21 protein-coding genes, 1 tRNA gene and 1 pseudogene are annotated in these 17,017 nt (G+C 67.7%); 9 read left to right on the top strand and 14 right to left on the bottom strand.

Annotated features, from left to right (window positions below; genetic code table 11):
* Positions 1–30: 30 nt before the first annotated feature.
* Genes ABXG85_RS12415 through ABXG85_RS12430 form a run of 4 tightly spaced genes read right to left on the bottom strand, consistent with a single transcriptional unit; the run spans position 31 to position 5,177 of the window.
* Positions 31–549, bottom strand: coding sequence for a DUF3341 domain-containing protein (locus ABXG85_RS12415; protein ID WP_353513934.1), 519 nt, complete (start codon positions 547–549; stop codon positions 31–33).
* 9 nt (positions 550–558) lie between these two features.
* Complete coding sequence (nrfD, locus tag ABXG85_RS12420; RefSeq protein ID WP_353513935.1) at positions 559–1,908, bottom strand: NrfD/PsrC family molybdoenzyme membrane anchor subunit; 1,350 nt, start codon at positions 1,906–1,908, stop codon at positions 559–561.
* A complete protein-coding gene (locus ABXG85_RS12425; RefSeq protein ID WP_353513936.1) occupies positions 1,901–4,534 on the bottom strand; it encodes a 4Fe-4S dicluster domain-containing protein in 2,634 nt (877 codons plus the stop codon). The genes nrfD and ABXG85_RS12425 overlap by 8 nt, the downstream gene beginning before the upstream one ends.
* A 7-nt stretch (positions 4,535–4,541) precedes the next feature.
* Complete coding sequence (locus tag ABXG85_RS12430; RefSeq protein ID WP_353513937.1) at positions 4,542–5,177, bottom strand: cytochrome c3 family protein; 636 nt, start codon at positions 5,175–5,177, stop codon at positions 4,542–4,544.
* A gap of 227 nt (positions 5,178–5,404) precedes the next feature.
* Here ABXG85_RS12430 and ABXG85_RS12435 point away from each other — a divergent pair.
* Both ABXG85_RS12435 and tsaE read left to right on the top strand, forming a co-directional pair.
* Positions 5,405–5,491: transfer RNA gene (locus ABXG85_RS12435), tRNA-Leu, on the top strand.
* 28 nt (positions 5,492–5,519) lie between these two features.
* Positions 5,520–5,960, top strand: a complete 441-nt coding sequence (gene tsaE / locus ABXG85_RS12440) for a tRNA (adenosine(37)-N6)-threonylcarbamoyltransferase complex ATPase subunit type 1 TsaE (protein WP_353513938.1) — start codon at positions 5,520–5,522, stop codon at positions 5,958–5,960.
* On the opposite strand, the gene ABXG85_RS12445 is transcribed toward tsaE, so the two are convergent.
* From ABXG85_RS12445 to ABXG85_RS12455, 3 genes are read right to left on the bottom strand one after another with little or no spacing between them, the layout of a single operon-like run.
* Entirely contained in the window at positions 5,922–6,407 is a 486-nt protein-coding gene (locus ABXG85_RS12445; protein ID WP_353513939.1) for a TlpA family protein disulfide reductase, read from the bottom strand. The two genes, tsaE and ABXG85_RS12445, sit on opposite strands and share 39 nt — an antisense overlap.
* A gap of 43 nt (positions 6,408–6,450) precedes the next feature.
* Positions 6,451–6,951, bottom strand: coding sequence for a metal-binding protein (locus ABXG85_RS12450; RefSeq protein WP_353513940.1), 501 nt, complete (start codon positions 6,949–6,951; stop codon positions 6,451–6,453).
* 15 nt (positions 6,952–6,966) lie between these two features.
* Complete coding sequence (locus tag ABXG85_RS12455; protein WP_353513941.1) at positions 6,967–7,680, bottom strand: cyanophycinase; 714 nt, start codon at positions 7,678–7,680, stop codon at positions 6,967–6,969.
* Positions 7,681–7,762: 82 nt separating this feature from the next.
* Here ABXG85_RS12455 and ABXG85_RS12460 point away from each other — a divergent pair, with 82 nt between their 5' ends.
* Together ABXG85_RS12460 and ABXG85_RS12465 are read left to right on the top strand one after the other, a co-directional pair.
* On the top strand, positions 7,763–8,323 hold the full coding sequence (locus tag ABXG85_RS12460) for a TetR/AcrR family transcriptional regulator (protein ID WP_353513954.1): 561 nt from the start codon (positions 7,763–7,765) through the stop codon (positions 8,321–8,323).
* Positions 8,320–8,814, top strand: a complete 495-nt coding sequence (locus ABXG85_RS12465; RefSeq protein ID WP_353513942.1) for a CarD family transcriptional regulator — start codon at positions 8,320–8,322, stop codon at positions 8,812–8,814. Before ABXG85_RS12460 ends, ABXG85_RS12465 begins: the two co-directional genes overlap by 4 nt.
* Here ABXG85_RS12465 and ABXG85_RS12470 read toward each other — a convergent pair.
* Genes ABXG85_RS12470 through ispD form a run of 3 tightly spaced genes read right to left on the bottom strand, consistent with a single transcriptional unit; the run spans position 8,811 to position 10,814 of the window.
* Positions 8,811–9,380 (bottom strand): TenA family protein, encoded by a 570-nt coding sequence (locus ABXG85_RS12470; protein ID WP_353513943.1) that lies wholly within the window; start codon positions 9,378–9,380, stop codon positions 8,811–8,813. The two genes, ABXG85_RS12465 and ABXG85_RS12470, sit on opposite strands and share 4 nt — an antisense overlap.
* Positions 9,367–10,185, bottom strand: a complete 819-nt coding sequence (gene ispE / locus ABXG85_RS12475; RefSeq protein WP_353513944.1) for a 4-(cytidine 5'-diphospho)-2-C-methyl-D-erythritol kinase — start codon at positions 10,183–10,185, stop codon at positions 9,367–9,369. The genes ABXG85_RS12470 and ispE overlap by 14 nt, the downstream gene beginning before the upstream one ends.
* Positions 10,173–10,814: a 2-C-methyl-D-erythritol 4-phosphate cytidylyltransferase gene (gene ispD, locus ABXG85_RS12480; RefSeq protein WP_353513945.1), complete on the bottom strand. Its 642-nt coding sequence runs from the start codon at positions 10,812–10,814 to the stop codon at positions 10,173–10,175. Before ispD ends, ispE begins: the two co-directional genes overlap by 13 nt.
* A 23-nt stretch (positions 10,815–10,837) precedes the next feature.
* On the opposite strand from ispD, the gene ABXG85_RS12485 reads away from it, so the two are divergent.
* Positions 10,838–11,614, top strand: coding sequence for an undecaprenyl-diphosphate phosphatase (locus tag ABXG85_RS12485; protein ID WP_486401654.1), 777 nt, complete (start codon positions 10,838–10,840; stop codon positions 11,612–11,614).
* Here ABXG85_RS12485 and ABXG85_RS12490 read toward each other — a convergent pair.
* Positions 11,606–12,667 (bottom strand): aminotransferase class V-fold PLP-dependent enzyme, encoded by a 1,062-nt coding sequence (locus ABXG85_RS12490; RefSeq protein ID WP_353513947.1) that lies wholly within the window; start codon positions 12,665–12,667, stop codon positions 11,606–11,608. The two genes, ABXG85_RS12485 and ABXG85_RS12490, sit on opposite strands and share 9 nt — an antisense overlap.
* A gap of 147 nt (positions 12,668–12,814) precedes the next feature.
* Between ABXG85_RS12490 and ABXG85_RS12495 the strand changes: the two genes are divergently transcribed.
* The 3 genes from ABXG85_RS12495 (at position 12,815) to ABXG85_RS12505 (ending at position 14,761) form a co-directional block, all read left to right on the top strand.
* Positions 12,815–13,864 carry a DnaJ C-terminal domain-containing protein gene (locus tag ABXG85_RS12495; protein WP_353513948.1) on the top strand — a complete coding sequence of 350 codons (1,050 nt, stop codon included), beginning with the start codon at positions 12,815–12,817 and terminating at the stop codon, positions 13,862–13,864.
* Between the two features lie 116 nt (positions 13,865–13,980).
* Positions 13,981–14,202 (top strand): cold-shock protein, encoded by a 222-nt coding sequence (locus ABXG85_RS12500; protein ID WP_014516375.1) that lies wholly within the window; start codon positions 13,981–13,983, stop codon positions 14,200–14,202.
* Positions 14,203–14,275: 73 nt separating this feature from the next.
* On the top strand, positions 14,276–14,761 hold the full coding sequence (locus ABXG85_RS12505; RefSeq protein WP_353513949.1) for a GNAT family N-acetyltransferase: 486 nt from the start codon (positions 14,276–14,278) through the stop codon (positions 14,759–14,761).
* Between the two features lie 7 nt (positions 14,762–14,768).
* On the opposite strand, the gene ABXG85_RS12510 is transcribed toward ABXG85_RS12505, so the two are convergent.
* The 3 genes from ABXG85_RS12510 to ABXG85_RS12520 are packed head-to-tail and all read right to left on the bottom strand — an operon-like array spanning position 14,769 to position 16,304.
* Positions 14,769–15,008 (bottom strand): ferredoxin, encoded by a 240-nt coding sequence (locus tag ABXG85_RS12510; protein ID WP_054647405.1) that lies wholly within the window; start codon positions 15,006–15,008, stop codon positions 14,769–14,771.
* A 59-nt stretch (positions 15,009–15,067) separates the two neighbouring features.
* On the bottom strand, positions 15,068–15,607 hold the full coding sequence (locus tag ABXG85_RS12515) for a hypothetical protein (protein WP_353513950.1): 540 nt from the start codon (positions 15,605–15,607) through the stop codon (positions 15,068–15,070).
* A gap of 4 nt (positions 15,608–15,611) precedes the next feature.
* Entirely contained in the window at positions 15,612–16,304 is a 693-nt protein-coding gene (locus ABXG85_RS12520) for an NTP transferase domain-containing protein (RefSeq protein WP_353513951.1), read from the bottom strand.
* Between the two features lie 24 nt (positions 16,305–16,328).
* Here ABXG85_RS12520 and ABXG85_RS12525 point away from each other — a divergent pair.
* Positions 16,329–16,886, top strand: a pseudogene (locus ABXG85_RS12525) (DUF1648 domain-containing protein); the annotation flags it as partial.
* Positions 16,887–17,017: the final 131 nt, after the last annotated feature.

A 17,017-nucleotide genomic window follows, 5' to 3' on the forward strand; every position in this document is an offset into this window, starting at 1 on the left:
GAGAGGAGGGGGAAGAGGACAAGGAGGAGCCTAGTCACGCCGCACCTCCTCCACCTCCGCCCCCAGGGCCTCGAGGAGGGCCCGGGTGGCCTCGGGGTCAAAACGGGGGTCCGTGGCATAGAGGAAGACCCCGTAACGGTCCAGGAGCACCTCCACATACCCCCGGGCCCGCACCGCCGGGTGGGCGGCCAAGGGCAGGCCGTTGATGTAGAGAAGGTAGAGGAAGATCCCCACGGTGATGGTGAGGATGGTGAGCTCAAAGGTCACGGGGATGAAGGCGGGCCAGCCCAAAAGGGGTTTTCCCCCGGCGTTGTGGGGGTAGTCCAAGGTGGTGTAGACCTGGAGGAAAAGCCCAAGCCCGGCACCCAGCACCCCCAGAAAGAAGGCCACCCAAGGGATGCGCCCATCCCCTCCCAGCACCTCCTCAATCCCCTCCACGGGGTTGGGAGTTAAGGCCTCCAACTGGCGGTACCCCTTCCCCTTGAGGGCCCTTAGGGCCCCTAAGAGCTTCTCCGACGCATCAAAGTAGGCCAGGTAGCCGTAGAGCATCCTTCCCTCCTAGTGCTTGCGCAACTTGTGGAAGAGGTGGACCATCTCCGCCACGGCGATGGGCGGGAAAAGCCGGATGAAGAGGGCTAGGCCAAAGAGGAAGAAGCCGATGGTCCCCAGGAACAGGGTCACGTCCACCCAGGTGGGGTAGTAGAGGTGGAAGTTCCCCGGCAGGAAGTCGTGGGAGAGGCTGATCACCACGATGACGAACCGCTCCAGCCACATGCCCACGTTGGCCAGGATGGAGAACACGAAAAGCCAGGTGAGGTTCCTGCGGAAGCGGGGGAACCAGAGGGTCTGGAGGAGGACCACGTTGATGAGCATCATGGCCCAGTAGTAGGGGGCGTAGGGCCCGGTCATGCGCCACAGCTGCTGGGCCCACTCCGCAGGCTCCCCGCTGTACCAGGCGATGAAGATCTCCAGGAGGTAGATGTAGGCCACCCCCAGCCCCGAGGCCAGGGTGACCTTGGCCATCCAGTCCAGGTGCCGCTCGGTGATGACCCCCTCCAGCCGGTACCACTTCCGGAGGGGAATGATGAGGGTGAGGGCCATGGCGAAACCCGAGTAGATGGCCCCGGCGGCGAAGAAGGGCGGGAAGACGGTGAGGTGCCACCCCGGCACCAGGCCGTAGGCGAAGTCCATGCTCACCACGGAGTGCACGGAGATGACCACGGGGGTAGCGAGCCCCGCCAGGAGGACGTACACCGCCCGGTAGCGCTGCCAATGGACGGCGTTCCCCGTCCAGCCCAAGGAGAGCCAGCCGTAGAGCTTCCTGCGCCAGCCGGTGCTCCTTTCCCGCAGAAGGGCCAGATCGGGGATGAGCCCCAGGTAGAGGAAGAGGGTGGAGATGGTGAGGTAGGTCATGATGGCCAGCACGTCCCAGGAAAGGGGGCTCTTGTACTGGGGCCAGAGGGCCATGTGGGTGGGGTAGGGCAGGACCCAGTAGAAGTGCTGGGGCCGGCCCATGTGGATGAGGGGATAGGTGGCGGCGCAGAGCACGGCGAAGAGGGTCATGGCCTCGGTGACCCGGTTCAGGGAGTCCCGCCAGTTCTGGCGCATGAGGACCAGGATGGCGCTGATGAGGGTCCCGGCGTGGCCGATGCCGATCCACCAGACGAAGTGGACGATGTCGTACCCCCAGGCCACGGGCTGGTTGATGCCCCAGGTGCCGAGGCCCTGGACGAAGGTGACGAAGATGGCGTAAAGCCAGGCCAGGGTGAGGGCGAAGCCCACCGCCAGGACCACCCTCCAAGGCCGGGGCGGGGGCTTCTCCACGGGCTCCAAGAGCTTTTCCACCAGGGTCCTTTCCGTCCACTCCCCCTGGATGAGGTCGCGGTCCGGGTGGGGTTCCTTAGCCATGGGCCTCCTCCTTCCTTAGGCGGGGGTTCGGGTTCTTGAGGTGGGCCAGGTAGGTGGTGCGGGGCCAGGTGTTGGCCTCCTCGAGGAGGACGTAATGCCGCCCCTCCTTGCGGTGGGCCTGGATGGGGTCCTCGAGGTCCAGGAGGTCGCCGAAGTGGATGGCCTTCCCGGGGCAGACCTCCTGGCAGGCGGTCCTCACCTCCCCGGTGCGGATCCTGCGCCCCTCCTTGGCCGCCTCCGCCCGGGCAAGCTCTATGCGCTGCACGCAGTAGGTGCACTTCTCCATGACCCCTCGGCTCCGCACCGTCACCTCCGGGTTCATGAGGAGGGAAAGGGGGCTTTCCTTGGCCCTCCGGGGGTCGCCTTGGCCCAAGAAGCGCTCGGCGTAGGGGAAAAAGTTGAAGCGGCGGGCCTTGTAGGGGCAGTTGGCGGAGCAGTACTTGGTGCCCACGCAGCGGTTGTAGACCATAAGGTTAAGCCCCTCATCGGAGTGCTCCGTGGCCGCCACGGGGCAGACCGCCTCGCAGGGGGCCTTCTCGCAGTGTTGGCACATCACCGGCTGGTGGAGGGCCCCCTCGGGGGTGAAGTAGCGGTCCAGGCGGATCCAGTGCATCTCCCGCCCCTTTTGCACCTCCTCCTTCCCCACCACGGGGATGTTGTTCTCCACCTGGCAGGCCAGCACGCAAAGCCCGCACCCCAGGCAGCGGGTCAGGTCCACGGTCATGGCCCAGGCGTGCTCCCCTTGGGGCCAAGGGGGGTAGAAGGAGAGGCGCTTTTCCTCCTTGGGCTCCTTAAGGGCCTCCTCCTCGGTCATCACGTGGACCGCCTCCACCTCCCCCAGGTAGCCGTGGTACTGGGTGGAGACCAAGGGGTAGTCCCGTCCCGTGGGGCTCACCTCTGCCGGGAAGGCCACCCCTTCGGGGTGGAAGAAGTGGGAAAGGGGGGCCACGAGGCTTCCCTCCGGCAAAAGGGGAAGGGGCCAGAGGGGCAGAAGGGCCTCCCGCTCCCCCGCCCGCACCCGGAGGAGGGGCCTTCTGGGGTCGGCGCGGCGCTCCCGCTGCCGGATCCCCTCCAGAAGCCCCCAGGCCTCCGCCTGCTTCTCCCCCGCCAGAAGGGCCCCGTCCCAAACCAGGCGGCTTAGGGGCCGGGGAAGCTCCTGGAGGTAGGGGTTTCCCCGGTAGCGGCCGTCGAAGAGGCTGGCCTCGGGACGCAGGGTGAGCTCCAGGGGAGCCTCCTGCTGCAAGGGGGGAAGCCGGTCCAGAAGGCCAGGCCTTAGGGCCACCTCCAGGCCCTCCGCCTCGGCCAAGGGGCGGCCCTCCGCCAGGGCCCGCTTCTCCTCGGGGGAGAGGGCGGGAAGCTCTTCCTCCAAGAGGCCCGCCAGGACCTCCTCCAAGGACCTCCCTTCCCAGAGGGGCTTGAGGAGGGCCTGGGCGGGCCAAAGCCGCCCCAGGGCGTCCCGGTGCTGGCCCGAAGCCTCCAGGGGGTGGGCCAGGGGGAGGCTGTAGGGGGCCTCCTTGGGGTAGAGGGAGAGCACCGCGGCGAAGGCCTTGCCCGCAAGGCTTGGCAAAGTCCCCTCCGCCGCCCACACCAGGCGGCTTGCCCGCTCCGCCTCCAGGAAGGCCCGGGGGGTGGCCGGCTCCGCCTCGGGCGGGATCACGTAGGCCACGGGGGCGCCAAGCTGGGCGTTCACCGCCATGGCCAAGGCCTGCGCCCCCGGGGAGAGGTGGACCCCGGGGAGCACCACCCCGCCCCGCCTGAGGTCCTCCACCAAGGCGGGGAGGAAGCCCCCGTAGTCCGAGGCCGGGCTTCCCGGCACCGCCCCCAAAGCCCGGGCCAGGTCCAGGAGGAAGGCCTCCACCCCGCTGGGCTTTAGGGCCAGGCGGTGGTCGGCCAAGGACCCGAGGAGGCTCGCCCCGCTCTCCACGGCGTAGATGCGGTTCATGGGGGGAAGGCGCCTTTGGGCCAGGGCGCTTCCCCAGAGGTAACCGGCGGGGTGTTCGTGGAGGTCCACGTCCAGGAGGAGCACCGTTTCCGCCCTCTCGGGCCGGTACACGGGCCAGGCCCGCCGCCCGAAGGCGAGCTCAGCCCCCAAGTAGACGTTTTCCAGGCTCCAGGCCTCAAACCGGGCCACCCGGAGGTTGGGGTAGCGGGCAAGGGCCTTTTGCAGGAGGCCCTCGAGGCGGGGCGAGGTGGTGCGGGGCAGGACGAGGAGGGTTTCCCCTTCCCAAAGCGCCTTGCGCCAGGCGGCGAAAAAGCCCTCCCAGTCCGGCGCCTTGCCCTTACGGGCCGGATCGTAAAGGGCGTAGAGGGAGGCCAAGGGGTAAGGGCTCATGGCCGCCTCGAGGGGAGCGAGGAAGAGGGGCCGCTCCTGGTAGTGGCGCACCCGCACCGCCTCGGCGAAGCCCGCATGGGGGAAGGCGGTGACGAACTCCGCCCGCCCTCCTTCCACCACCCACTCCGGCTGGCGCACGTAGGGCACCCCCTTGCGCCGCACCACCGGGGTACAGGCGGCGAGGCTAAGGAGGCCCAAGGCCAAAAATCCCCGCCGGCTCACGGGGCCAAAGGGAAACTCCTCCTGGTAAAGCTCTTGCTCCAAGGACTCGGAAAAGCCGCGCGTCTTCTTCATACGCCTCCTAGCGGTGGCAGGTGTTGCAACTGGTAAGGGCCTCGGGGGAACGGATCTGGTAAAGCGCCTTGAGCTTCTTGCCCAGCTCCGGGTCAGGGGTGTAGGCCATGTTGAAGACCTGCTCCTTGGGCCTCAGATGGGCCTCGGGATTGCGGTGGCAGGAAAGGCAGAACTTCATGGTGAAGGCCTGGGGCTGGTAGACCACGGGCATCTGGTCCACCCGCCCGTGGCACTCGGCGCACCCCACCCCCTTGGCCACGTGGGCCGCATGGTTGAAATAGACGAAGTCAGGCAGGTTGATGACCCGGTTCCACTGGATGGGCGCTCCCGTCTCCCAGCTTCGGCGCACCAGGGCCAGGTTGGGGCTATCCGGCTTCACAAAGGTATGGCAGGTCATGCAGGTTTCGGTGGGGGGAAGCCCGGCGTAGGCGGCGTGCTCCACGGAAGCGTGGCAGTAGCGGCAGGAAAGGCCAAGCCCCCCGGCGTGAAAGGCGTGGCTGAAAGGGATGGGCTGCTCCACGGGCAAGGTGCGTTGCTCAAAAGCCCCCACCGCCACCCCCGAGAAAACCACCCCCAAGAGGGCGAAAACCCCGAAAACCGAGCCCCAAAAAAGGGTACGTACCCAACGGTTGCGTCTCCGCATGCCACCTCCGGCCTTGGGGCCTTAGGCTACGGGCGCGCCGCCTGGGTTTCCATCAGGGGCCACGGGCGCTTTCCTAAGAGAAGCGGCAGCGCCCACGCCTACCCCTTCACAAGGGCTTATCAGGGGTAATCTACACGAAGGGGGATAGGGACAAATGTCCCAAACCAGCCAACCTTGACAAGGCAAGGGGTTCTGTTAAACTGAGCCTTGCGTGTGAGGCGCGCCCTGCCGGGATGGTGGAACTGGTAGACACGCCATCTTGAGGGGGTGGTGCCCGCAAGGGCGTGCGGGTTCAAGTCCCGCTCCCGGCACCAAGGAGGCCCTTCGGGGCCTTTTCTTCATATGGGAACGCTCCTCCTTGTCCGCGAGCTCCGAAGCCTGGAAGACACCCAGGCCCTGGCCCAGCAAGCCCTTCCCCTCCTGCCCGAAGGGGCCCTGGTGGTCCTGGAGGGCCCTTTAGGAGCGGGCAAGACCACCTTCGCCCGCTTCCTGGCGGAGGCCATGGGCTTTGGGGGCCGGGTGACGAGCCCCACCTACACCCTGATCCACACCTACCCCACGCCCCAAGGCCCCCTGGTCCACGCCGACCTTTACCGCCTGAAGGACCCCGCCCCCCTCCTCCCCCAGCTGGAGGCGGCCCGGGAAGGGGCGCGGCTTGTTTTGGTGGAGTGGGGGGACCCCATGGCCTTAGGGGCGGACTTCCTCCTTCGCCTCACGCCGCAGGAAGAGGCGCGGCGGGCAGAACTATGGCGCCTCCACCCCAGCGAGGAGGAGGGCATCTAGCAAAGCTTCCCGCCCTGCCCGCCCGGCGAAGAGGGCCACCACCTTCCCTTCCCCATCCACCACGAAGGTCCAGGGCTGGCCCAACACCTTGAAGCGGTTGGCCACCTCGTGGGGCCTATCCCGGTCCGAGGCCAGAAGGGGGATGAAGCGGGGGTAGGCCTTCATGTAGGCCAGGACCACCTCCTTGGTGTCCTTGGGCTCGCGGCTGATGACATAGAAGGGCACCCCGGTTTCCTCCGCCACCTTGTGGAGGCCCGGGAACTCCGCCCGGCACACCGGGCACCAACTGGCCCAAAACACCAAGACCGCCGGCTTTTTCAGGGTAGCGGGGGTAACCAGGTTGCCCTTGGGGTCTAAAAGGGCGAAGTCGGGGATGCGCTCCCCTGGCTGCACCGCCATGGCCAAGCCCAGGAGCATCCCCAACGCCAAAAAAACCCGCTTGAGCATGCCCTCATTTTCTACCCTGCTCCGGCTCGGTATGTGCACCGCCTTACCTTGGCCGCCGCAGTTGCTTTAGATCGTGGTCGGGCCAGATGCCGTCCGCTACCAGGTGAAGCCACTGGGACAGATAGTACCCCAAAAGCCCCCACCAAAAGGCTTCCTTGGGCCAGGAAGGGGGCCTAAGGTCCAGGGGTACCCCCAGGTAGGCCCCAAGGGTCTGGGCGAGGTGGGCCAAGAGCCATCCCACCCCGCCCAGGTAAGCGAGCCGGGTCAAGGGCCCCAGAACCCAGGTGTGGGAAAGCCCCCGGTGACGGAAAAGCCAGCCATAGGGGCGCCAGAGGAGGCCCAACACCCCCCAGCGCCGCCCAGGGCGGACCCCCTTTTCCGCCAGGTCCAGGTCGGGGGAAAGCAAGTAGGTGCCGGCCAGATAGGCCAGGGCGAAGGCTAAGGCCCGGGGCTCCTCGGGGGAGCCGCCTTGGGCCAGGTAAGCAAGGGCCCCAGCCCCCAAAAAGGTCAGGTTTACCGCCTCGTGCACGCGCCCCGAGGGCATGGGGCCATGGTAAGGCTAAAGGGCGGGCAAAGGGAAGCGTTCCCCCGCCGAAAGCACGTCCACCTTGAGCCCCTTCACGCCCCTGGCGGTGAACTCCGCCCCACCGGCGTCCACCAGGGTCACCCCCCCCGCCCAGACCTCCCCTAAGCCCTTGAGGAGGCGCAAGGCGGTGTTCTCCAAAAGCCCCAGGCCCACCAGGTCGGGGTTGTCCGCCACCAGGCGGGAAAGGGCCAAAAACCGCCCCCGCTCCTCCACCCGGGGCAAAAGGGCGAGGCCCCGCAAAAGGGCTAGGCCCAAGGCCGCCCGCACCTCCCCTTCCAGGGAGTAAAAGGCAGCCTCGCCCAACATTCCCGCCGCTTCTCCCAAGGCCACCACGCCCCCGCCTTGGCGGTACACCTCCAGGAGGGCCTGGAGGAGGAGGCTTCCCCGGATAAGGTCCAAAAACTCCGGGAGCCCCTCGGCGGCCAACAGCACCAAGGAGCTTTCCGCTACCCTCTGCGCCACCTCGGGGTCAAAGGCCTCTTCCCTCCGCCTTAGGTAGACCACCTTCCCCCGCTTAAGCCCCAGGTGGCGGTAGGCCAGGCGCCAGGCCTCCGCCAGGTCCCGCAAAGGATAAGGCACGAGGAAGAGCGCCTCCCCCCGGGCCTCCGCCAAAAGCCTCTCCTCCACGGGGCGCAAGGCCCCCCGCAAGGGGTCTGCGGTGAGCAAGGCGAAAAAGCCCTGACGCATACCCTGCCTCCTTGCCCTTTAGGGTAGCGCCTTCCTCATGAAAGGAAAAGGGCGGTGTGGTAGACTCAAGAACGTGGCCGCGATGGTATCCCCCCCGGGGGCGATTTCCAAGGGCAAGAAGCGGGCCATCCTCGAGGCCACCTTGGAAATTCTCCGGGAGATGGGGCTTTCCGGGCTCAAGATGGAGGAGGTGGCCCGGAGAGCGGAGGTGGGAAAGGGCACCATTTACCTCTACTTCCGTGACAAGAAGGACCTCTTACGCTCCTTGGTGGAGGAAAGGACCTGGGCCTTTTACCGGGAGGTAGAGGAGGTGGTGCGCCTGCGGGCGCCCTTTTTTGTGCGCCTAGAAGCCCTCTTGCGCAAGCGCCTGGCCTGGATAGAGGAGTGGCGGGGCCTTTGGGCCGCCGTGGCCCGGGAGGCCATGGAAGACCCCACCCCTTGGCTCAAGGGCCTGCACCAGCACTACCTGGACCTCCTGGAAGAACTGGTGCGAAGCGGCCAGGCGGAAGGGGCCGTGCGGCCCGAGCTGTCCCCCAAGGCCACCGCCGCCGTCCTTGCGGCCTTGGGGTGTACCCCCCAGCTAGAGGTGGAGGCCTACATGGAGCACCTCCTTTTGGTGCTCCGGAAAGGAGTTGCGCCGTGAAAGAATTTCGTCCCGGCGACAAGGTGGTCCTGCCCCCTTACGGGGTCGGTGTGGTGGCGGGCATAGCCCAACGGAGCGTGAGCGGCGTAAGCCGAGCCTACTACCAGGTGGATTTTCCCGGCTCCCGTTCCAAGGCCTACGTACCCGTGGAATCCCCCCATAGCGTGGGCATGCGCAAGGCCTTGGCCCCGGAGGAGGTACCCGTCATCCTGGACCTCTTGAAAAACGGGCGCATGCCCCTGCCCAAGCAGTGGGCGGCCCGGCACCGGAAGACGAGCGAGATCCTGGCGGACGGGAACCCGTACCGCATCGCCCAAATGGCGGGGCAGCTTCGGGCCTGGGAGCTGGAGCGAGGCCTCGCCGACCTGGATCGCCAGGCCCTGCGGCGGGCCATCTACCTATTGGCGGAAGAGGTTTCCCAAACCCTGGAAATCAGCGTGCAAGAGGCTAAGCGCCTCTTTGAGGAGGCCTGGGGCGAGGAGCTCAACTAGAGAAGAAGGCTCCAGGTCTTCTTCTCCATCTCCAGGATGCGCGCCAAATAGTGGCGGAGCAGGCCCAGGTCCAGGCGGGCAAGCTGGCCCTGGGCCATAACTTCCAGGTCATAAAGCACCGCCTGGAACTCCGGGGCCGACCAGTGCTCGGCCAGCTCCTGCCAGGGGCCTTCCCCTTCCACGTGGGCGGTCCAAGCCTCGAGGAAAAGGCGGTTCAGGAAGTAAAAGAGGACAAGGCGGTAGGGATAGGGGAGCCCGGCCATCTCCTGCAAAAGGGCCACGTATTCCTGGCGCACTGGGTGCACGGGCTCCCTGGGATCCGCCCCCTGGGAAAGCAGCCAGTCCAGCTCCTCCACCGTGGCCATGAGGGCCTGGACCAAGGGGGGGCGGTGGGGTTGCGGCGCCTCCAGGAGAAGCCCCACCTGGAAGCGGTAAAGGGCCTCCACGAAGGGGTAGTCCTGTTTAAGCCAAAAGAGGAACCGCTCCTCGTCCCAGCGGATGGGAAGGGTCTTCAGGCTTTGCAGGGCCTCGGGAACCGCGGAGAGCACCTCCTCAAGTGGGGACATGGCCGCCTCCCAGAACCCCAAAACGGGCAAATCCCTGGTGCCGTAAGGCCGCCACCGCCTCCTTGGCCTGGCCCTCGCTTTCCGCCAAACCAAAAAAGGCGCTCCCCGAGCCCGACATGAGTACCCCCTTGAGCCCCAAGGCCTTGAGGCGGGCCTTTACCGCCTCGAGCTCCGGGTAGAGGCGGAAGGCGGGGCCCTCGAGGCTATTCCAGTAAGGGGGCTCCTGCCCCCGGGCGAGTGCCGCCAGGATTTCCTCCACGGGAAGCTCCGGGGCGAAATCGTGCGGCTTCACCTCCCCGTAGACCTTGGGCGTGGGAAGGCGCAAGCCGGGGGCGAAGACCACCACGGGCAAGGGAGGAAGGGCCACGGGGCGAAGCCGCTCCCCAATCCCCCGCGCCTCCGCCCCCCCGCCCCGGAGGAAAAAGGGCACGTCCGCCCCCAGGGAAAGGGCTAAGGCCACGAGGTCCACCTCCGCCGGGTAGAGTTCCTTCAGGCCCAGAAGCACCTGGGCGGCGTCCGAGCTTCCCCCACCCAGGCCCGCCCCCTCGGGCAGGGCTTTTTCCAAAACGATCCGCACCCCCCCTGGCCAGCCCGCCGCCTCCAGGTACAACGCTGCTGCCCGGTAGGCTAGGTTCCGCTTGCCGTAGCGGCCCCTGAACTCAATCCCCTCGGGAATGGGCTCCAGGAAGAGGCGGTCCCCGAAGGTGAGGGCGGCGAAGAGGGTGTGGAGCTCGTGGTACCCATCGGGCCGCCTCCCCAACAGGGAAAGGCCCAGGTTGACCTTGGCCACCGCTAGCCGTTCCATGCTTGCGCCAGGGCCTCCGCCAGGAGGAGGTCCTCGGGATAGGTAATCTTAAAGGCCGTCCGCTCCCCTTCCACCAAGGCCACGGGGTAGCCCAAGGCCCGCACCAGCTGGGCGTCGTCCGTGGCGGTGAGGTCCCGCTTCCTGGCGTAGGCGTGGGCCTCCCGCAACAGGGCGGTGAAGAAGCCCTGGGGGGTCTGCACCAGGCGAAGCGCCTCCCGGGGCACCACCACCCCATAACCCTCCCCTTCCGGCTGTACCAGGGTGTCGGGGACGGGCAAAACCGGCACCGCAGCCCCCGTGGCCTGGGTGGCCTTTAGAACCCTTTCCACCAGGCCCCGGGTCACGAAGGGCCGGGCCACGTCGTGCACCAGGACCAGAGGAAGGCTCGCCGCCTCCAAGAGCCGGGCCACGGAGGCCTGACGGGTTTCCCCGCCCGGCACAAACGTGGCCCGGAGGCCTCGAGGCGCCTCCACCCCCGGGGGCAGGGCCACCAGGACCTCCGCCGCCTGGGCAAAGGCGTCCAGGGCCCACTCCAAAAGGGTCTTCCCCCCCAGCGGCAAGAAGGCCTTGGGGCCCAGGCCGAGCCGCTCGCCTTTCCCGGCGGCGGGGATGAGGACGGAAACCTCCACGCCCCCATGGTAGCATGGGCCCCATGAGCGCTTGGGAAGCCCTTCTCTTGGGGGGGGTGGAGGGGCTCACAGAGTTCCTGCCCGTTTCCTCCACCGGCCACCTCACCCTCCTCTTCCACCTCCTGGGCCTGCCGGTGGAAACCGACCCCTTCCTCAAAACCTTCCTCATCGCCATCCAGCTCGGGGCCATCCTGGCCATCCTCCTCCTTTACGGAAGGCGCTTCCTGGTGGACCGGGCCCTCCTCTTCCGCATCGCCATCGCCTTCTTGCCCACGGCGGCCATGGGCTTCCTCCTCTACCCCTTCATCAAGGGGGTGGTCCTGGGGCGGGACGACGTGGTGGTCTTTTTCCTCTTCTTCGTGGGTCTCCTCCTCCTCTTCGCCGACCGCCTGGCGGAAAGGGCCCGCTTCCAAGACGCCACCGAACTTCCCTTAGGCCGGGTGGCCCTCATCGGCGTCTTTCAGGGCTTGGCCGCCCTGTTCCCGGGCACCAGCCGGAGCGGGGCCACCATCCTGGGGGGGCTCCTTTTGGGGCTATCCCGCAAGGGTGCGGCGGAGTTCAGCTTCCTCCTGGCCCTCCCCACCATGGTGGCGGCGGTGGGCTACGACCTCTTCAAAAGCGCCCCCGCAATCCCCCAAGGCGGCTACGGCCTTCTCCTCCTGGGCTTTTTGGCCGCCCTCCTCACCGCCCTCCTCACCGTGCGCATGGCCTTGGGCTTCGTGGAGCGGTACGGCTTCCGCCCCTTCGCCCTCTATCGCATGGCCTTGGCCCTGGTCTACGCCTACTTCTTCCTACGCTAGGGCCAAGACCCGGTCCAAGGCCTTTAGGAAAGCCTGGTAAAGCTCCTTGCGCGCCCCTTCCCCCATGAGGCCGAGCCGGAGCACCTGCCCCCGGGTGGGGCCGATCCCCCCCGCCACCGCCACCCCTTCGGCGTAGAGGCCCTTCACCAGCCGGTCCGCCTCCACCCCTTCGGGGGGACGCACCACCAGGACCGTGGGCAAGGGGCTTCCCTTGGGGTAAGGGGTGAAGCCCCGCGCCCTGAGCTCTTCCAAGAGCCAGGCGTAGACCTCCCGGGCCCGCCGTTCCCGGGCCTCCATCCCCTCCTCCAAGGCCAGGTCCAGGGCCTCGAGGAGGGCGTAGTGGAGGAGGACGGGGGTGGTGTGGTGGTACCCTCCCCGCTCCCAGTGCTCCGCCACCCGGGTGAGGTCCAAATACCAGCCCCGCTTGGCGGAAAAAGCCCTCCGGGCCTCCGCCGACACCGCCACCGGGGCCAGCCCCGGGGGGGCGGAAAGGCACTTCTGGCTTCCCGTAAAGGCGTAGTCGGCCCCCAGGGCCCGCATGGAGAAGGGGAGCATGCCCAAGGTGGTCACGGCGTCCAGAAAAAAGAGGGCCCCGGCCTCCTTGGCCAGGGCCCCGATGGCCTCCGCCGGGTTCAGGACCCCGGTGGAGGTTTCCCCGTGGACCAGGGCCACCATGCGGTAGCGGCGCTCCTTCAAGGCGCGCGCCACCCGTTCGGGGTCCACCGCCTCTCCCGGGGGAAACTCCAGGACCACGGGGTCCAGGCCGTGCAGGGCCGCCATCTCCGCCACCCGGGCGGAGAAGGCCCCGTTCACCAGAACCAGCACCGGGCCCCGGTCCAGGTTGGCCAGCCCCGCCTCCATGCCCAGGCTCCCCGAGCCGGCCAGCGCCGCCACCATCGCCCCCTCTCCGGGGTCAAAGAGCCGTAAGAGCCTTTCCTGGATGGCCCGGTTCACCGCCAAGACCTCGGGGTCCAGATGCCCTCGCATGGGGCGCAAGAGGGCCTTTTGTACGCGTTCGGGAATGGGGGTGGGTCCGGGGGTCAGGAGCAACATGGGTTTCCTCCTAGATAAAGCGAGGCCCCCGCGGCCAAACCGGGGGGGCCCTTCCCGAAGGAAGGGGCCCCCTACCGGATAGCTCGCAGGAGCCTCATTGCCCGGCACTTTAGCAGAAGGGCGCCCTCCTTGTAAAGTGCTAGGTGGATGAAGGACTACTATGCCATCCTGGGGGTGGGCCGCGAGGCCACCCAGGAGGAGATCAAACGGGCCTACCGCAAGCTTGCCCTGCAATACCACCCCGACCGCAACCCCGGGGACAAGGCGGCGGAGGAGCGCTTTAAGGAGATCAACGAGGCCTACGCCGTCCTCTCCGACCCGGAAAAGCGGGCCCAGTACGACCGGGGCCTTCTGGGCCAGGCGGAGTTCTCCACCGAGGACCTCTTTGACCTTTTCGCCCAGGTCTTCGGCTTCCGCTCCGCCCGGACCGCCCCCAGGGGGGAGGACCTGGAGGTGGAGGTGGAGGTGGCCCTCGAGGACCTCCTCTTGGGCAAGGAGGCGGAGGTAGCCTACGCCCGGCTCGTGCCCTGCGAGGCCTGCGGGGGCCAGGGGGGCAAGCAGGTGGCCTGCCCCACCTGCGGGGGGCGGGGCGTGGTGGAAACCCTTCGTCAGGGCCTTTTTGGCGGCTTCGTCACCCGCTCCACCTGCCCCCACTGCAAGGGCCAAGGCCACCTCCTGGCGGAAGCCTGCCCCACCTGCCACGGCCGGGGGCGCATCCCCCGGGAGGAAAGGATTAGGGTGCGTATCCCTCCGGGCATGGACGAGGGGCACCTTCTCCGGGTTCCCGGCTACGGCAACCTGGGCCCCGGGGGGCCGGGAGACCTCTACGTGCGGCTCAGGGTACGCCCCCACCCCCACCTAGAGCGCCAAGGGGCCGACCTGGTCTACCGCCTGCGCCTGGGCCTGGCCCAAGCCGCCTTGGGCACCCGGTTGGAGGTGCCGGGGCTTTCCGGCCCCATCCCCTTGGAAATCCCCCCGGGCACGGGACACGGGGAGGTGTTTGAGCTTCCCGGGGAAGGTCTCCCCCACCCCGGGGGCCGGGGGCGGGGAGCGCTACGGGTGGTGGTGGAACTCGTCGTGCCCAAAAGGCTTTCCCCCAAGGCGCAAAAGCTCCTCCGGGCTTACGCCGAGGAGGTGGGGGAGGAGGTGGCCCCCGAGGGGTTTTGGGAAAGGCTTAAGGGGTTCTTCCGCAAGTAGCCCGGTCGTGGTAAAGTGAGGTATTCCGGGTCGCTTCAGGGTGGCCCCATGGGTCTAAAGCAACCCCTCAGGCCCCGGATACGGGCCCAGCAAGGGCCCGGAAGCGAAGGAGCAGTATGCAGAAGGGTCGGGTCAAGTGGTTCAACGCGGAGAAGGGCTACGGCTTCATCGAGCGCGAGGGGGATACGGACGTGTTCGTCCACTTCAGCGCCATCAACGCCAAGGGGTTCCGCACCCTGAACGAGGGCGACATCGTCACCTTTGACGTGGAGCCGGGCAAGAACGGTAAGGGCCCCCAGGCGGTGAACGTCACCGTGGTGGAGCCGGCCCGCAGGTAAAAAGGGCAAAAGGCCGCCCCGGGCTTCCCGGGGCGGTTTTCTTTCACCCGCCTCTTAGCCGGGGCGGGGTAGCATGGGGAGGATGCGGACCCTAAGCCTCGCCTTCCGCCCGGTGACCCCGGAGGACGCTCCTCTTCTCCACCGCGTCTACCGGCAAAGCCCCGGGTACTTCGCCTTGATCGGGATGGAGATCCCCACCCTGGAGGATGTGGCCCGCGACCTGGCCACCCTGGAAAAAGACCCCCGTCGCCGCGCCTTCTTGCTCTTCCAGGAAAGGGAGGCCGTGGGCTATGTGGACTACAAGCTCCACTACCCCGAGGCGGAGGACGCCACCTTGAGCCTCCTCCTCATCCGGGAAGACCGCCAAGGCCTGGGCCTGGGGCGGCGGGCCCTGGCCCACCTGGTGGACCACCTGGCCGGGGTGGAGCGGCTTTACGCCGTGGTCTACGGCAACAACGCCCGCGCCATCGCCTTCTTCCAGGCCCAGGGCTTCCGCCACGTGAAAGACGGGGGGCCGGCCCTGAGCTGGTACGTGCGCGAGCTTAGGGCCGGCCCCTGACAGGGGTTTACTCTAGCCCCGCCAGCTTCCGGTTCTTCTCGATGTAGAACTTCCACTGCTCGGGAACGTCCTCCTCGGGGAAGATGGCGTTCACCGGGCAGGCGGGCACGCAGGCCCCGCAGTCGATGCACTCCTCGGGGTGGATGTAGAACTGGTCCCCCCCGTCGTAGATGCACTCCACGGGGCACACCTCCACGCAGGACTGGTCCTTGACTCCGATGCAGGGCTCACAGATCACGTGCGGCATCCTTCACCTCCTGAGCGACCGCTCCCCCCTATTTTAGGGCAGGAGCCCCTTTGTCAAGCTCAAAAACCCAGGTGGCGGAAGAAGGCCTCCCGGGGGATGGCCCCCAGGACCTCCTCCCCCCGCACCACCAAGACCAAAGGGCTTTGGAAAAACAAGGGGGCGAGCTCGCTCACGGCCGCCTCCGCCTCCACGCTGGGCACCTCCTCCAGGGCCAGGATATGGTCGGAAAGGCCCAAGAGGCCCACGGGCCGCCCCTCCTGGAGCAGGAGGGCCACCCCCCGGCCCTCGTAGGCCTCGAGGCCCTCCACCCGGGGCAGGGGCCGGGCCAGGCGGCGGGCGGGGGTGGGGCCCAGAAGCCCTGCGGTGAGCAAGGTGGTGCACGGCACCCGCACCGCCTTCTTGGCCAAATATAGGGCGAAGGTAAAGGCGAAGACGAACCCCAAGCCCTCCAGAAGCCCCGGCAGGTTAAAGCTTCCCCACCCAAGCCGGCCCCCCTCCCCTAAGAGGGCGTGGAGGAGGTAGGAGAAGAGAAGCCCCAGCACCAAGGCCGCCAGGTAGGCGAAAAGCCCCGCCAGGCGTAGCTCCTTCACCGTGCGCATGGGTTTAGCTTACCAGCTCCTCCTCCCGGTCCACGTCCACCCCCACCTCGGGGTAAGGGGTGAGGAGGGCCCGGGCTTTCACCCCCAGGATCCGGCTTGCCCGCTCCTCCACCTCGGCCAGGGAAAGCCTCCCCAAGAGGAGCTTGAGGAGGATGTCCAGCCCCACCAAGCGGGCCAGGGCCAGGGGCCTTTTGCGCAGGGCCACCACCCGTTTGGCCAGGGGCAGGGCCTGGAAGAAGAGGGCCTTGTCCAGGAGGAGAAGGTTTCCCCCGGTGAAGGTCCCCTCCTTGAGCCGGGCGTAGGTGCGGCGGGTCTTGGGAAAGCGGGCCTCCACCGCCTCCTTGGGCACGATGGGGTAGACCAAGGCCGCTTCCGGCGCCCTCTCCAGGACGAAGCGCACCGCCTCCGGGGTCAGGTGGGGGAGGTCGGCGGTGGCCACCAACACGCGGCCTTCCACGTGGGCCAAGGCCGCCTCCAGGTTGGCGAGGAGGCTTCCTTGGTCGGGCAGGGTGAGGCGGGGAGGGGGGGTTAGCCCCGGGTTTTCCCCCACGTAAAGGGCGGAAAGCCCCGCCTGGGCCAAGGCCTCGAGGACCCACTCCGCCAGGGGTCTCCCCCGGTAGGGCACCAGGGCCTTGCTCCGCACCCCGTACCTCTTGGCCCAAGCCTCCTCTCCACCCCCTAGGACGATGGCCTCCATGCCCCCATGGTATAGGCTCGGGGCATGGAGCGCCTCCTTGCCCCCTTGGGTCTTCTCCTCACCTGGGGCCTCACCCTCTACGCCTACCCCCACCTGCCAGAACGCATCCCCGCCCACTGGAACCCCCAGGGGGAGGTGGACCGCTACGGAAGCCGTCTGGAAATCCTCCTCCTACCCCTCCTTCTCACCTTCCTCCTTTACCCCCTATTGGCCTTGGCGCCCCGGTGGGACCCCAAGCTTAGGGGAAAGGCACCCCCCGTCTGGCCCTGGCTGGTGGCGGGGGTGGTCTGGTCCTTTTTCCTCCTGCAAGGGGCCATCCTCTACGCCACCTGGCGGGCGGCGCAGGGAAGCCCTTTTCCCGTGGGGCAGGCCATCCTCCTGGCGATGGGCCTCGTCTTTTTGGCCCTCGGCCTCCTCCTGCCCAAGCTCCCCCTCAACTACCTGGCGGGGGTGCGCACCCCCTGGACCCTGGAAAGCCCTCGAGTGTGGCGTCAAACCCACCGGCGGGCGGGCCTCGTATTCGCCCTTTTGGGGCTTTTCGCCTGGGCCGCCGCCTTTCTGGGAAGCTTAGGGGTGTGGCTATGGCTTTTGCCCACATTCCGCACCCCCTTCACTCCAGCAGGTAATATCGCCCGGCCCCCAGGAGGCGCGCCGCGGTCTCGTGATGGGGAGCCAGGTTGAGGACGAACCACCTGCCCCCCAGCTCCACCAGT

Source organism: Thermus sp. LT1-2-5, assembly GCF_040363165.1.
In the GTDB taxonomy this organism is placed as follows: domain Bacteria; phylum Deinococcota; class Deinococci; order Deinococcales; family Thermaceae; genus Thermus.

Excerpts from the sequence above, each read along its gene's own strand:
- ABXG85_RS12505 (WP_353513949.1), top strand. The coding sequence starts at position 14,276 with ATGGGGAGGATGCGGACCCTAAGCCTCGCCTTCCGCCCGGTGACCCCG.
- ABXG85_RS12490 (WP_353513947.1), bottom strand. The coding sequence starts at position 12,667 with ATGTTGCTCCTGACCCCCGGACCCACCCCCATTCCCGAACGCGTACAA.
- tsaE (WP_353513938.1), top strand. The coding sequence starts at position 5,520 with ATGGGAACGCTCCTCCTTGTCCGCGAGCTCCGAAGCCTGGAAGACACC.
- ispE (WP_353513944.1), bottom strand. The coding sequence starts at position 10,185 with ATGGAACGGCTAGCGGTGGCCAAGGTCAACCTGGGCCTTTCCCTGTTG.
- ABXG85_RS12500 (WP_014516375.1), top strand. The coding sequence starts at position 13,981 with ATGCAGAAGGGTCGGGTCAAGTGGTTCAACGCGGAGAAGGGCTACGGC.
- ABXG85_RS12425 (WP_353513936.1), bottom strand. The coding sequence starts at position 4,534 with ATGAAGAAGACGCGCGGCTTTTCCGAGTCCTTGGAGCAAGAGCTTTAC.
- ABXG85_RS12430 (WP_353513937.1), bottom strand. The coding sequence starts at position 5,177 with ATGCGGAGACGCAACCGTTGGGTACGTACCCTTTTTTGGGGCTCGGTT.
- ABXG85_RS12450 (WP_353513940.1), bottom strand. The coding sequence starts at position 6,951 with ATGCCCTCGGGGCGCGTGCACGAGGCGGTAAACCTGACCTTTTTGGGG.
- nrfD (WP_353513935.1), bottom strand. The coding sequence starts at position 1,908 with ATGGCTAAGGAACCCCACCCGGACCGCGACCTCATCCAGGGGGAGTGG.
- ABXG85_RS12460 (WP_353513954.1), top strand. The coding sequence starts at position 7,763 with ATGGTATCCCCCCCGGGGGCGATTTCCAAGGGCAAGAAGCGGGCCATC.
- ABXG85_RS12455 (WP_353513941.1), bottom strand. The coding sequence starts at position 7,680 with ATGCGTCAGGGCTTTTTCGCCTTGCTCACCGCAGACCCCTTGCGGGGG.
- ABXG85_RS12495 (WP_353513948.1), top strand. The coding sequence starts at position 12,815 with ATGAAGGACTACTATGCCATCCTGGGGGTGGGCCGCGAGGCCACCCAG.
- ABXG85_RS12520 (WP_353513951.1), bottom strand. The coding sequence starts at position 16,304 with ATGGAGGCCATCGTCCTAGGGGGTGGAGAGGAGGCTTGGGCCAAGAGG.
- ABXG85_RS12485 (WP_486401654.1), top strand. The coding sequence starts at position 10,838 with ATGAGCGCTTGGGAAGCCCTTCTCTTGGGGGGGGTGGAGGGGCTCACA.
- ABXG85_RS12510 (WP_054647405.1), bottom strand. The coding sequence starts at position 15,008 with ATGCCGCACGTGATCTGTGAGCCCTGCATCGGAGTCAAGGACCAGTCC.
- ABXG85_RS12470 (WP_353513943.1), bottom strand. The coding sequence starts at position 9,380 with ATGTCCCCACTTGAGGAGGTGCTCTCCGCGGTTCCCGAGGCCCTGCAA.
- ABXG85_RS12515 (WP_353513950.1), bottom strand. The coding sequence starts at position 15,607 with ATGCGCACGGTGAAGGAGCTACGCCTGGCGGGGCTTTTCGCCTACCTG.
- ABXG85_RS12415 (WP_353513934.1), bottom strand. The coding sequence starts at position 549 with ATGCTCTACGGCTACCTGGCCTACTTTGATGCGTCGGAGAAGCTCTTA.
- ABXG85_RS12445 (WP_353513939.1), bottom strand. The coding sequence starts at position 6,407 with ATGCTCAAGCGGGTTTTTTTGGCGTTGGGGATGCTCCTGGGCTTGGCC.